Annotated in this window: 14 protein-coding genes; 9 read left to right on the forward strand and 5 right to left on the reverse strand. The window is 39.2% G+C overall.

The annotated features are described in order from the left end of the window. Window positions 1-33: 33 nt before the first annotated feature. Window positions 34-1,080 (forward strand): flavin-containing monooxygenase, encoded by a 1,047-nt coding sequence (locus A8F94_RS23800; protein ID WP_077247892.1) that lies wholly within the window; start codon window positions 34-36, stop codon window positions 1,078-1,080. A 244-nt stretch (window positions 1,081-1,324) separates the two neighbouring features. Here the strand turns inward: A8F94_RS23800 and A8F94_RS23805 are convergent, their stop codons facing one another. Continuing rightward, a complete protein-coding gene (locus tag A8F94_RS23805; protein WP_066206773.1) occupies window positions 1,325-2,650 on the reverse strand; it encodes an oligosaccharide flippase family protein in 1,326 nt (441 codons plus the stop codon). Between the two features lie 72 nt (window positions 2,651-2,722). Beyond that, on the reverse strand, window positions 2,723-3,970 hold the full coding sequence (locus A8F94_RS23810; protein ID WP_077247893.1) for a sensor histidine kinase: 1,248 nt from the start codon (window positions 3,968-3,970) through the stop codon (window positions 2,723-2,725). 291 nt (window positions 3,971-4,261) lie between these two features. Between A8F94_RS23810 and A8F94_RS25270 the strand changes: the two genes are divergently transcribed. Continuing rightward, entirely contained in the window at window positions 4,262-4,726 is a 465-nt protein-coding gene (locus A8F94_RS25270) for a redoxin domain-containing protein (protein WP_302621329.1), read from the forward strand. A gap of 227 nt (window positions 4,727-4,953) precedes the next feature. Here A8F94_RS25270 and A8F94_RS25275 read toward each other — a convergent pair whose 3' ends face one another. Both A8F94_RS25275 and A8F94_RS23820 read right to left on the reverse strand, forming a co-directional pair. Continuing rightward, on the reverse strand, window positions 4,954-5,052 hold the full coding sequence (locus A8F94_RS25275) for a YjcZ family sporulation protein (protein ID WP_077247896.1): 99 nt from the start codon (window positions 5,050-5,052) through the stop codon (window positions 4,954-4,956). 635 nt (window positions 5,053-5,687) lie between these two features. Further along, window positions 5,688-6,131, reverse strand: coding sequence for a cell wall hydrolase (locus A8F94_RS23820; protein WP_066206779.1), 444 nt, complete (start codon window positions 6,129-6,131; stop codon window positions 5,688-5,690). 227 nt (window positions 6,132-6,358) lie between these two features. On the opposite strand from A8F94_RS23820, the gene A8F94_RS23825 reads away from it, so the two are divergent. The 5 genes from A8F94_RS23825 to A8F94_RS23845 all read left to right on the forward strand — a co-directional run bounded on the left by A8F94_RS23825 (window position 6,359) and on the right by A8F94_RS23845 (window position 11,294). Beyond that, entirely contained in the window at window positions 6,359-6,688 is a 330-nt protein-coding gene (locus A8F94_RS23825; RefSeq protein ID WP_066206782.1) for a hypothetical protein, read from the forward strand. A gap of 452 nt (window positions 6,689-7,140) precedes the next feature. After that, entirely contained in the window at window positions 7,141-8,334 is a 1,194-nt protein-coding gene (locus A8F94_RS23830; RefSeq protein WP_066206784.1) for an MFS transporter, read from the forward strand. A gap of 145 nt (window positions 8,335-8,479) precedes the next feature. Continuing rightward, a complete protein-coding gene (locus A8F94_RS23835) occupies window positions 8,480-9,319 on the forward strand; it encodes a DUF2268 domain-containing putative Zn-dependent protease (RefSeq protein WP_066206786.1) in 840 nt (279 codons plus the stop codon). A gap of 127 nt (window positions 9,320-9,446) precedes the next feature. Continuing rightward, entirely contained in the window at window positions 9,447-10,247 is an 801-nt protein-coding gene (locus A8F94_RS23840) for a nucleotidyltransferase domain-containing protein (RefSeq protein WP_254660936.1), read from the forward strand. 480 nt (window positions 10,248-10,727) lie between these two features. Further along, entirely contained in the window at window positions 10,728-11,294 is a 567-nt protein-coding gene (locus tag A8F94_RS23845) for a histidine phosphatase family protein (protein WP_066206794.1), read from the forward strand. A 24-nt stretch (window positions 11,295-11,318) separates the two neighbouring features. On the opposite strand, the gene A8F94_RS26005 is transcribed toward A8F94_RS23845, so the two are convergent. Continuing rightward, window positions 11,319-11,489 carry a hypothetical protein gene (locus A8F94_RS26005; protein ID WP_175384509.1) on the reverse strand — a complete coding sequence of 57 codons (171 nt, stop codon included), beginning with the start codon at window positions 11,487-11,489 and terminating at the stop codon, window positions 11,319-11,321. 140 nt (window positions 11,490-11,629) lie between these two features. Here A8F94_RS26005 and A8F94_RS23850 point away from each other — a divergent pair, with 140 nt between their 5' ends. Further along, window positions 11,630-12,286: a L,D-transpeptidase family protein gene (locus A8F94_RS23850; protein ID WP_175384510.1), complete on the forward strand. Its 657-nt coding sequence runs from the start codon at window positions 11,630-11,632 to the stop codon at window positions 12,284-12,286. A gap of 162 nt (window positions 12,287-12,448) precedes the next feature. Continuing rightward, a complete protein-coding gene (locus tag A8F94_RS23855) occupies window positions 12,449-13,327 on the forward strand; it encodes a DUF1259 domain-containing protein (protein WP_066206799.1) in 879 nt (292 codons plus the stop codon). The last annotated feature ends 96 nt before the right edge of the window (window positions 13,328-13,423 follow it).

Below are 13,423 nucleotides of genomic sequence, written 5' to 3' on the forward strand. Positions count from 1 at the left end.
TGAATTGCGATATATAAAGGGGCAAAATAATTGATGAAATCATATGATTCAATTGTAGTAGGAGCAGGTCAGGCGGGTTTAGCAGCGGCGTATTACTTACACAAAAAGGGTTTAAAGTATCTTGTTCTTGAAGATAGTAATCAAACTGCTGGTTCTTGGACTAAATATTACAATAGTCTAAGATTATTTTCACCTGCACGATACTCATCACTTCCAGGACTCAAATTTCCTGGGAATCCAAATCGATACCCCACTAGAGATGAAGTTATTTCTTATCTTAATCAATATGCTAATCATTACAACTTAAATATTCGAACTGGGGAAAAAGTTATAGAAGTGGGAAAAGAGGGCTCCTCTTTTGTAATATCATCAGAAAATGAAAATGTATATTATTCAAAAACTGTCATCTCAGCTACTGGTGCTTTCTCTTGTCCAAATATACCAAAAATTGATGGAAGTGAAATATACAAAGGGCAAATAATTCACTCTAGCCAATACAAAAACGTAGAGGGGTATAAAAATCAAAATATAATTGTAGTTGGTGGCGGTAACTCAGCTATTCAAATTGCCTATGAATTATCAAAAGTCTCAAACGTATCTATCGCCACTCGAAATCCTATTTCATTTAAACCCCAAAGAATTCTTGGGAAGGACATTCACTTTTGGTTGAAAGTAACAGGGGTAGATATTCTTCCTTATGGTCGAAAATTCTCTACGAATACTTCAATTATGGATACGGGGATTTATAAACAAGCCATTTCAAAGGGCAATCCAGAGGGGAAAATTATGTTTAAAAAGTTTACAGAAGATGGGGTGATATGGGGTGATGGAAGGGAAGAAAAAGTGGATTCAATCATTTATGCAACTGGTTTTCGTCCTAATGTGAACTATCTATCATCTCTAATAAATGCAATTGATCCATTTGGAAAACCATTACACAGTAAAGGTGTAAGTACCACAATCTATGGTCTATATTATATAGGTCTTCCAGGACAACGGTCATTTTCTTCTGCAACCATACGTGGAGTTGGGTTAGATGCAAACTATATAGTTAAGAAAATAACAAAGTTAACGGGGTAGCATTCTTGTAATCATAAATTTGTGAAAAAATGTACTTAAAGGGTGCTTAACAGCTCAGAACAAATTGGCTCTGAGCTATTTCGCGTGCTAATTTTACTCCTAAAGTGTCTGCTAATTCGAATTTTGAACTTCAAAACCAAACCCGTTATGTTTGTTGGCAAGGTGTTTTTTTGTCTATTATAAAGGTTTCGTAGATTAATCCCCTTTGCTCGCCGGTTAATCTCCAAGTAAGTTCGCAGATTCCCTACAACTCCACCTTCCTCGGTAAAAATAACGTCCGTGCCCCTATCCGTTTGCACACTGTAAAGTAATGCAGGAGCGCCTGCAATACTGCCCCGAAGTTGAGCCCGATGATCACACCATCCATACTTAAGGAAGGCATTGAACCAAGCACGAACAATCCGGCAAATGCAAATACATGTGCCCAAATTGTATGGAAAAACGCATCCTTTACGAGTCCTACTCCGATCAGGAAAGCCTGTAGCGGAGTGATGAAAAAGTGGAACAGGAAGTAAGGCCAAAGCAGTTTCAGGTAAAAGGGTGCGGCCGAGTTCGCAAAAAACAGCCTGGTCAACTCGTCAGCAAACATATGCATGAAAAAAACCGATACTGCGCCGTAGAGCATGGTCAGCCACATCGATTGGTACAGGAGAGTATGCAGCCTTGGCTGGTCCATGCGCGAATGGGCATCGGAGACGTTGGGGATTAACGTCACCATCAATGAGTGGGCAATGAAAGCAGGGAAAAAGCCTATGCTCATCGAGACACCCATCAGTACACCGAAATGCTCAGTTGCCGAAACTTCCGTAAAACCTGAACGAATGAGTGCCAACTGAATCAAGAATGGCTGGACAGCATTGGTCAAAGCATGGAAAATCCTAAGCCCCATTGTCGGCACCGACACTGATAACAATTTTTGCCGGGCCTGTGTTCCCGAAAGTTTGGATAGGGAAACAGTTCTCAGCCCCCGAATATGAATCAGAAATAAACTGAACAAATAAAGAAGCACGATAAATTCGCTGCCAATCATAGTTCCAATTGCCAGGAGCAAGGAGGTTTCCTGGTCATAGTCAAAGAGCTGGAAAACGATTAATAACAATAGTAACTGAGCTGTTTTTCTTAAAAAATTGGAAACGGCAATTTTGCCCATTTCCTGAATGCCCATAAAGTAGCCTCGTGCGATTGAAGAAAAAGCTGCAATTGGGATCAGCGCGAACAAAAGCCATTGAATATGGTCGGGAAATCTACTGAAGGCAGCAGGAAACGCAGTTGCCACCGCTGTCAGGACAATTAGGACAATGGTTGTCAGCACCCCAAGCCTCAGGGCATGCCTCAGCAGGCTTAAATGAGTATCTTGTTTATTTTCCGCAATATATTTTGAAATTGAAACCGGCATTTCGAGCGTCGCCAAAATCATTAGGAAAAAGATAATCGGCATTAAGGACATGAAAATTCCCATGCCTTCTTCCTTCAGCTCCCGAGCCAGCTGCATATTAACAAAAAACTCTACGCACTCACCTAAAAAGGCAGCACAAATCAGGATTATGGTTCCCCTTAAGAATGAATTCAAGCCGCTCACCCCCATACAATCAAACATATGAGACAAGCATGCGATATAGTAGTAGTCTATGAAAATCCTACATTATTTTTCAGAAGGGAAGGTAACGGTGAACGTAGTCCCTTTGCCAAGCTTACTAGAAATATCAATATCACCATTCATTTCACGGATAATGCTAAAAGAGACCATCAGGCCGAGGCCAGTCCCTTTCTGTCCTTTCGTAGAGTAGTAGGGTTCACCAAGACGATTTACTTGTTCAGGAGACATGCCAATTCCTGTGTCCGAAATTTTAATGGCAACTTGGCCATGACCGCAATCTGTATGTATGCTTAAAATCCCTCCGAGTGGCATAGCTTCAATGGAATTCTTCATTATATTGAGGAAGCTCTGCCGGAATTTGCTGCGGTCTCCATAAATAAAAGACTCTTCATGGAAAACGGTATTGACTTCAACCGAATTCATATTAGCAAGCGGCTGAAGAGAAGTGATTGAATGGCTGAGTTCGGTGCTCACCCGGAATTTATCGTTTTTATCCAAAGAAGGCTGAGCGAAGGTTAAATAGTTCTTAATAACCCTTTCAGCGGTTTCCAGCTCGCTTAGCGCTATTTTTATGTAGCCTCTGGTAGCATTTTTCATGTCCGAATCCTCGGCTGCAAGCTGCAAAAATCCTCGTACTGCGGTCAGAGGATTACGCACTTCATGTGAAATGGCCGCGCTCATGTGGCTTGCAAGCTCGATCTTTTGAGCCTTTGCCATTTCTTCACGGTAAAAATCATTTTTTCTCAACTCTTCGATAAGAAAAGCAAGCATCCCTATCCCGGCTAATTGGGTCAAAGAAAATTCTATTAAAACCTTCATTTCGGAATAGCTAAAGTTGTCCACTGACAACAAAGCCGCGAGTAAAAACAAGAGGTTCATTGCTAAGGATGTGCCTAACACGGTCATAAGCCGCTTCTTATATGGCTGCCTTTTAAACCAAGAGTAACTATAATGTAAAAAAATACCCGCTATGCTATACAAGGGGATAATCGTCCATAAGCCTTGGTTAACTCCATAAAATAAGGCCCTGAATAGGAGGGAAAGGAGGGATAGGAGCAGGCCATATCCATAATAAAAGCCGCCAATAATGATTGGGATTTGACGTAAATCAATTAAAAAATCATACTGGCGGGTTGAAAATGAGAGGCAGACGAGCAGGGAAATGAATAACCCCAAAAATCCTAGAATTTGAGAGTTTACCCGGGTACGAAGCCGTTCAGCCCAAATGTTAAACACGAACATGATTAGCATGATAAGTGTAAGGTTGAAAAAGAGGTTTTTAACGAATACCACGGGCCCACACCATCCAATTATGTATTTACAAATAGTTTATAATTTTAACGGTTTTCCGACAATAACCTAAGAGGACAAATTATAACAAATTTTTATAAAAACTGGCATTTTACAGCCTTATCGGCAAATAGTGTAGTTTTTCAACTATGTATGAATAGAAATATTCTTCCTTATTAGCTAATGAAACGTTTCTTTTTAGCAGGAAAAAGAAACGTTAAAAAATATTTATGTAAACAAACAATTAAAAATGGAGACACTAGTAGGAAAAACCCCCTAAAAGGAGGATGCAGTATGGGAAATGCTTTACATATTGGAGACCTAGCCCCTGATTTTTCACTATCATCAACAATGAAAGAAACGATATCACTAGGGGATTATCGAGGGAAAAAGAACCTCGTTGTCGCGTTTTATGGAATGGATTTTACTCCTGGCTGACTGAAAGAGTTAACCTCTTGGAAAGAGGAATACAAACGCTTTGAAGACCTAGATGCCGAGGTACTGGCAATCAGTGTTGACCATATCCATTCACACCGGGTTTTTGCGGCTAGCTTGGGAACCCTGCCGTTTCCGCTATTGTCAGACTGGTTTAAAAAAACCACAAAGGAGTACAATGTTTTCAATGAAAAAGGAGAGGTAGCTAAGCGTTCTGTGTTCGTAATCACCAAACAAGGTGTAATCACCTACAAGAACACAGAATTTAAGGCCGGCAAAAAAGAAGACTACGAAGCCGTATTCATTGAGCTCGCTAAATTATAATCACCAACGTGGGCAATTCTAGCCGAAAGGTTCCAAATAGCCTTTACTAAAGAAGTTCGCACAGATAAAATACTCCCGTTAATCCAAGCTATTCATATGTAAGGGCGACAAGGGATGGATGCGGGGTAAGCGAATAACAGCCAAGTTCAGTGATAATATCCCCATGATAATCGGTTGGTTTTAATCAAAAAAGCCTATCTGCAAGTAGGAGATAGGCTTCTCGTTTTTTAGTAAGACATAAAGGAAGCTCCGATAATGATCAAAAGAATGAACAAAACAACTAACAGTGCAAAGCTACCACTGCCGTAACCGCCGCCATAACTCATATTTTTTCACCTCCTATAAATGGAGTAATTTTCACCGCTTAATACCAACATATGGCTCTGTTGCAAAAAAGCTTGGACAAAAGTCTATAAAGATGAAAATTATCGAAAAATTAGGTTAGCCCGACTTGGGAAATTCCCTTATAAGAGTTAAAGAGAGGTAGCCTTTTAAAAAAATGGCGCCGGTGTAAGAATATGGGTTTGGGGTAGGATGTAAGCGGGTATTTTTAAAAATGACTAACATGGGTTCTACAGCGAGGCGAAACTTAATGAAAAGACACGAACACTTTTTAATAAAAAGGGAACTTCACAGGCTTTTAAATGACTATAATAGGTGTCTAGACCCTTTTTATAAAGAACAAATCGTAGAGGAAATTGATTTTTTAAATATGGTTCTGAATGACCATGGAGAAATCCCCTTTTAAGCTGGGGATTTTTTTATAAAAACTATAGTGAATGGTATATCTGTAACACCATTGTCATTTTGCTTTCGATAGTTTGGACCACGTTCATAATAAAGGGATGTAGTTCGAAGTGACTTCCCATTAAAACAAAGACTGCAAAAAAGCAAATCCTGCTCCTAAGGGAGGTTTTGCTTTTGCAGTCTTTTTCCAATAATCCAAAGTATTTAGATATGCTTAGCCTCCTGTATAAACACTTTCACAGGTACCTGCGATTGGTTCATAATAACAATGGTTCTTATATTGGCCAGCAAAAGGCTGATCGTACCAGGTTGGAGGGCAGGGGCCGAATGGATTGAAATACCAAAGGGAGTATTTCGCAGGGTGTTCTCTCCAGTAATCCAAGACTTGTTTTGCTAATCTTCTTTCAACAGGCCGGGCTCTTTGATAAAACATATTCCCCTTCTGGACAGCTTCAAAGGAATAATTCCCACCTTGAATATGAAAAATAACCTGGCGAACGGTTCTTACATCCTTGAAATCTAGACAATCTGCTTTAACACGGTTCACGATGACGTTCCCCACATATAACATTCCCTGTTTTCCTTCGCCTTCAGCTTCCGCTCTCATCATCCTAGCCACCAAATTAACATCCGCATCCTTATAAGCTACTCTTGCCATTTTTTCACCCCCAACATACAGTATGAAAAAAAGCCTAAATTGGTGTGGAATTAATTTTTCGCTCAGCCAACAACGTATCACTAAACTATGGAATTAGCCGCAAGCAGTTGCCTGATTCCACGAGTACAGTTGCCAAGGATCGGCACCGGCCAACAAGTTTTTATATATGGTATTACTGGGAAAAGTGGGAATACTACGTGATACTATCACCTTTAAGGAGCAAACAGATGCCGAAAAAGAGCGACCAAAAAACAGAATCGGTGGATAAGGATAAAATCGTTCAGTTGCCCGAAAAGGGAAACAAGAACGATCAAGGGGAAGAGCTCTCCCGGATGTTGGCTGCAGTATTGGAATACCTGTCAGATGAGACGGTTGAAGTCATTGATATCAACTATTTATTTGATAACACCGAGGGCCTTGAAGCTTGGTGGAATGACTATCAGGAAAACAACCGTAAAAAGATTGAGGCAGAAATAAGAGAATCCCTTAGTAAACTATCCCTGGAGGACCTTCAAAAAATTAGGGGACAAATAAAAGAAAACCAAACTAAAGGCTGATTATAAGTTGAACATAAAAGGGGTCCTAATCCTGCTAATTGTTTCTCAGTTTAAAATTGTCCCACCCAAATTTCCTCCTGCCCCCTTTAACGTAATTGTAAATGGTGAACCTGAGTACAGCATCCTTCCAATCGTACAAATCATCGATAGGTCACCATATGTGAACAATCATTCTATAAGCAAGCAGATTGAAACTTGACGTCGAATATTTGGAGGGACACTTTCTGCGGAATGTCCCTTCATTTTATTTACTTATTCCCGTTCAATATCCATAGAAATAGATACTATTTGTTTAAATTGCAAACCTTTGTCAATTCAAGTATAGTTAACAAATTGACTTAAATACTGAGTTGTTTTTAAGGCATCGATTTGGGCTATACAGTTTTTATATGGACAAGGAAGTTATAAATAAAAAAGAGTATGATTGGGAGACTGTTAAGGAGAATGCAAACATGAAAAACAATAAAATTGCCCTGGGATTGTTACTATTGAATTTATTCATAGCATTTTTGGGGAATGGGCTTATTATTCCTGTTTTACCCACTATAATGAACGAGCTGGGCATTTCGGGGACAACGATAGGTTATTTAACTGCAGCCTTTGCGATTGCCCAGTTAATTGTTTCTCCGTATGCAGGGAAAGCTGTGGATAAAGTCGGCAGGAAAATCATGATCGTAATTGGCCTATTCATTTTCGGTATCTCAGAATTTCTATTCGGGCTCGGTAAAGAAATTGAAGTGCTGTTTGTTTCCCGCATATTGGGAGGAATAAGCGCAGCTTTTATTATGCCGGCGGCTACAGCCTTCATAGCTGATATTACAACACTGGATACTCGCCCGAAAGCATTGGGATATATGTCAGCCGCGATAAGCACCGGCTTTATTATTGGTCCGGGGATAGGAGGATTTTTAGCGGAAATCGGGACACGTGTTCCGTTCTTCTTTGCAGGCGGCCTTGGTACTCTTGCTGCCTTTTTTTCTATTCTATTTTTATCCGAACCCGACCGTAAAAAAGAACGTTTTGGCCATACTGCTAAGCCAAATTCCGGCTTCAAGCTTATTTTTTCACAAAAATATTTTTTTGCATTTATCTTAATTTTTATTACTTCATTTGGACTGGCAGCATTTGACTCGTTTTTCAGCCTGTTTGTCGATCATAAATTTCAATTTACCCCATTTGATATTGCAATTGCGATTACCGGTGGCGCCATTTTCGGCGCTGTGTCACAAGTGATTCTGTTTGATAAGCTGACTCGCCTTTGGGGTGAAATCAAGCTAATTCGATACTGCTTAATCCTTTCAGCGATTCTTGTTTATTTAATGACGGTTGTTCAATCGTATTTTTCAATTTTAGTTGTGACATTCATTGTTTTTGTTGGATTCGATTTGTTCCGGCCTGCGATAACCTCGTATCTCTCAAATCATGCCGGGGATGAGCAAGGATTTGTCGGTGGAATGAACTCGATGTTCACTAGTCTAGCAAATATCAGCGGGCCAATTCTAGGCGGAATATTATTTGATATTGATATTCATTTCCCTTACTATTTTGCCGCTATCGTACTGGCATTAGGGATTGTTGTAACGTGGTTTTGGAAGAAGCCTAAAACGGATTCTGCAAATGTAGTACGCAATGTTTCAGGAAATTAAAATAGGCATTTAAAGCGTTGACCTATATCGGGTTAACGCTTTTTCTTTGTATAGAGGCTGGATGGAAAAACGTGAATAAAAGGGAGGTTTTTCGAACTTAGAAATTGAATAGTACTAATTGACTGATTGGAATGGGGAGAACTAAATGAAAATCATTTATGGTTTTGAGGATTTTAAACATGTTATTCATAACATGAAGCAAAAAGAGGAAAAAGATGCATCATGGCTGGAGTATTATAAAAATTACAAGCATGTATTCGATGCCATTTTTGAAAATCTGTATATGACGGATGCAGAAACCATAAGAAAGACGATTATTCCAAACGTAAATTTTTATGGCTTGGCTAATACTGCTGAAGAAAGTGTTAAAGCTCACGATGAAGCCAAAATAACGAAAATAGTAGAAGCATGTAAGAGATATTTTCATTTCAATACAGAGTTTAATGTGTATGCATTGGTTGGATTTGGCCATATAGACGGGACTGCCATTTCCTCTTCCAACGCGCCCTTTATGTATTTGGGTTTAGAAAGGTTAGTAAATATCGATGTGGAGCAGTTGATTCAACACGAATTTAATCATCTCGTTCGGTTTAGCACGTTAAACGAATTGAATGATGGCCGTTCAATGACGGTAGGGCAACTTGTGATTGCAGAAGGCCTAGCTACTCTTACTCCGTTGGTTATGAATCAGATGGATGTTTCTGAAACCGCTCTTCAAAAAATGCTCTTCCTGGATCCATACCAGTATAGTCACTTGAAAGATAATTTTGATTTGATTGAGCAAGAAATTAAACATGATTTTTATAATGTGTTAACTCCTGAACGAATGGCGAAATATTTTATGATGAACGAGGATAGCAAATACGGAAAAGCCGGTTACTTTTTCGGGATGCATATCATCCTTACTTTATTAAACAGAGGATGGGACTTAAGGGATTTGACCTATTTGGACTCAGAACTAATTTGTGATGAGTTTAATAAATAGGTTTATGTAAATAGCTAGCAAGAAGGATTTTCTTGATCAATATCGAATCTTTTGGTAAGCCGAAATGAAGGAGCTGGTTTATAGATGTGTGGGATTTGTAAGTAGACATGAAGAAAGAGATGTATTATTGCCAAAGCATCGGGAAATTCTTTTGAAAAATGCGCTCGACGATTTAGTCAATGACCCAAATGTTTTGGCAATCTATCAGGGAGGATCGTTGGCAAAAGGGAACTACGACAATTATTCGGATATTGACTTGCATATCATTGTGAAGCCCTCCAAAAAAGAGGAGTTCATCAGACAGAAAAGGGATCGCGCAAGAAACTGGGGTACCGTCTTATTTTTTGAAGACTTTCATCCAAGCTCTCCTGTAGTCGTAACCCATTATGAGTGCTTTGTAAAAATCGATAGCTGGTACCATATACCTAAAGAAGTTGTACCCTCAATATGGTTAAAAGGATATGAAATACTGCATGATCCAAATAATTTAATAAGTGAAGTAATCAATCTGTCCTCACATGAACTGTACGAACCTTCTTCGCAGGAAGTTGAGTTTTGGAGGGGAAAAGTTCTTGCCTTTGTTCATGAAACCTACAGAGCGGCGATGAGGGAAGAACATTATTATGCTCTTTCAAATTTGGATCGAATTCGGTGGCTTATTGTTTCAGGCTGGTATATGGAAATGAACATCCATCTTGATAGCCCTTACGGTGTCTGGTCGAAAATTGAGGGAAACAGAAGCCAATTAAACGATTGGCAGTTATCTTTACTGATAAGTTGGAATTGCGGCCGGACTACCAATGAGATAATGAAGACTATGGTAAGTATGATGCCTGAATTTCTAAGGTTAAATAAATTCCTCAGTAAAAAAGTGAACATACCAGACCAAAGTGAAGAAGTACAAAAAATAATTGAAATGGCTTATTAGAATCTGAAAGAGTGCGTTAATTCAAAAGGATTAGCGCATTTTTACATTTGTGGAAACTTTGGAAAAAAGAATTGGTTAAGCAGTGAGAAGAGTATTTTAGCTCTTTGTTCGTGGTATGGATAACCGATTTGAATATCTTTATCCTTAGAGGGTAAACGCTTTTTTTATGGAATTAATTATTATTAAGGGCTATATAAGTTAAACAAAAGAATTGCGCAATGTAAAAAATTTATTGATTGAAGCGGATGGCGCGAAACTCGTTCGAAAATGCAAAAAACGCATTTTCTCCTGCGATGCTAACTCTGGGAAGATTATTCAACGTCCTACGGGAGAAAAGGTCAGTGGGAGACCCCGCAGGCGCTTGCGCCGAGGAGGCTTCCAGGCCGCCCGTGGAAAGCGAAGCGCCAGTAGCGGAAATCAAAGAAAAACTTAAGTTTAATTTTTATAGTTAAAATTAATTATTGGAGGAGAGATAGGTTTTTGCTATCAAATCTATATTTTGTCCGTCACGCACATTCACTCTATACACCAGATGAAATGGGAAGGCCTTTATCCAAACAAGGTCTCGAAGATGCGGAAAAAGTGACCCAATTCCTTAAAGAAGAAAAAATCGATTTGGTTCTATCAAGCCCCTATCAAAGGGCACATCAAACAGTCTGGGGTATTGCTGAAACATTAGGAAAAGAAGTTATCATAGAGAATGGCTTTAAAGAGCGGCTTTTGTCGATTACCCCAGTCTATGATTTTGAGATAGCAATCCAAAAAGTCTGGGAGGATCCCACATTTTCATGGGAAGGCGGGGAATCGAACGCAACCGCCCAAAAGCGTGGGATCCAGGCAACGTTAAAAGTATTAGAAACGTATCAAGGCAAGAACATTGTCATAGGCACACACGGTAATTTACTCGTTCTTATTATGAATTACTTCAATCAATCCTATGGATATAATTTTTGGATGGAACTTGATATGCCAGATATTTATAAACTAACTTTTGATAATAATGAACTGAAGAAAATAAAAAGAATTTGGTCCAGAACAAAAAGGTAAATAGATTGCTTTTAGCAAGAAAAATCAACTCCATAATCTTTCTAAATCAAGCGGGGAAATGACCTGTCCGTTAATTTTTTTATGGATAATCGGCCTTTTAAAAGGATCATGTTCCGAAACATCCTCAACGAAGCACCGTGATCGAACCCGTATGTCAACACCGAGTATACTTTCAATTTTGTTTTGATAAGTCATAAATGGTTATCTCCTTCAGCATTTGACTATGTGTACTATTATCTATCAAGAGTATGATAAAAATACAAATTTATTAACGGCATAATTTCTCCTCCTTTCGCAAAAAATACTGTATGACTGTAGTTGTGGAGGGGAAAAGGTTGAAGGTTCTATTCAAGAGCATTATGTTGCTTACGGTCTTTTTTTTCTTTCAAAATACATCCATATATGGAAAAAGCCAAAACGACATATACATAAAAATTAGCCTTTGGTCGAATAAGCTTATCGTTATGGAGGGGAATAAAGAAATCAAGCAATACCCCATTGCTTCTGGAAACGACAAAACCCCAACACCAATCGGGACATTTAAAGTTGTTGAAAAATCAAAGGACTGGGGTGGAGGTTTTGGTACAAGGTGGCTAGGCTTAAATGTTCCATGGGGTGATTATGGAATTCACGGGACAAATAAACCTACACTAATAGGAAAAAATGTGAGCAGCGGCTGCATTCGTATGCACAATAACCATGTTGAAGACTTGTATAACTTCATAGCTGTTGGAACGAAGGTTGTAATAGAAGGTTCACTTACCGGTTCAGGTGAAAGAGAGTATAGCAGCATTGCATTTGGTTCTAAAGGAAATTTAGTGCAGCTGGTTCAGAACAGGCTGAAGGCCATGGAGCTTTATCATGGACCGATTGATGGTATATTTGACCACGGCACAGAGCGGGCGGTTAAAAAATTTCAAAAAATCAATGGGCTGCCAGTAACAGGCGGAGTATCTAAGCGAGAGTACCGGCTAATGGGGTTAATGGAATAAGTGAGAAGAATGTGATGCGTTGATCATGGATTAACGCCTTTTTTATTGGAACCTATTAAAGAGGCTCTTCATAAATGTTTATAGAATGAGAAATAAGCCCTGTCCAATAACTCCCTTCTCCATATTATAGAATTAAATCACTTATTAGGAGGGAATAATTACGTGCAAAAAAGGGATAACGTCCATAACCAATTATGCGAAGAGTTTGCTAGAATTTTAAATTCAACTCCATCAATCATTAATGGAGTTTGCACTGCGACTAGATCTAGGACAAACATCCATCCGGTCGTTCTCGGACGGAGAGCCGAGTCATTTATGTTTGTACCCCAGGCCTTTTCATTTGAGAATATGGACAATCAAGGGAGGGCTTTATGTCTTGGGGAAACTGTCATTCTCCAGGAAGAAGTTAATCCATTTATGACCCGTTTACGGGAAAATGGAATTATTGTAACCGCGTTGCATAATCACTTTTTATTTGAAGAACCGCGACTCATGTTTATGCATTTTGAATCGATTGAGGAACCGTTGACATTTGCTCGGAAAGTCAGGTTTGCAATGGAAGTTTTAACTGAAAGAAACGTTGGGGTTCGCCAACTTTTTGGAAGAATGCGGGAACATCATTGCCCAGAAGAGCTTTGTGATGAATTTGGCAGGATACTAGGCGGAATGACTACGTTTACAAACGGTGCTTGTACAGTTATGAAATCACGAACCAATATTCATCCAACTGTATTAGGCAGGAGAGGAAGGTCGTTCCTGCTAATCCCGCAGATGTTCACATTTGAATCCTTAACACCAGATGGAACGGCGCTCTGCAGCGGTGAAACTGTCATTCTTCAGGAGGAACTCAACCGGTTTATAAGCAGGCTGCGAGAGCGCAATATTATTGTTACTGCATTTCATAATCACTGGCTATTTGAAGATCCTCGCTTAATGTACATCCATTGGGAAAAAATAGACGATCCGATTTGTTTTGCAGAAGATACCAGGTACGCGTTACAGGTGCTGACAAATAAAGAAATCAATGTTTCACGAAAATAGAAATTTGCAACTGCACTTCAAATTGTTCATGCAACTGTACTTGCCTATGCTTATTTAAGCAATTGTGCGTTGATCCAAACTGGATTAACGCTTTTT

Source organism: Bacillus sp. FJAT-27225, assembly GCF_001685025.1.
Lineage (GTDB): Bacteria > Bacillota > Bacilli > Bacillales > Cytobacillaceae > Bacillus_D.

Coding starts and splice junctions, on each gene's coding strand:
- A8F94_RS23820 (WP_066206779.1), bottom strand. CDS start 6,131: ATGGCAAGAGTAGCTTATAAGGATGCGGATGTTAATTTGGTGGCTAGG.
- A8F94_RS25275 (WP_077247896.1), bottom strand. CDS start 5,052: ATGAGTTATGGCGGCGGTTACGGCAGTGGTAGCTTTGCACTGTTAGTT.
- A8F94_RS23835 (WP_066206786.1), top strand. CDS start 8,480: ATGAAAATCATTTATGGTTTTGAGGATTTTAAACATGTTATTCATAAC.
- A8F94_RS26005 (WP_175384509.1), bottom strand. CDS start 11,489: ATGACTTATCAAAACAAAATTGAAAGTATACTCGGTGTTGACATACGG.
- A8F94_RS23830 (WP_066206784.1), top strand. CDS start 7,141: ATGAAAAACAATAAAATTGCCCTGGGATTGTTACTATTGAATTTATTC.
- A8F94_RS23800 (WP_077247892.1), top strand. CDS start 34: ATGAAATCATATGATTCAATTGTAGTAGGAGCAGGTCAGGCGGGTTTA.
- A8F94_RS23825 (WP_066206782.1), top strand. CDS start 6,359: ATGCCGAAAAAGAGCGACCAAAAAACAGAATCGGTGGATAAGGATAAA.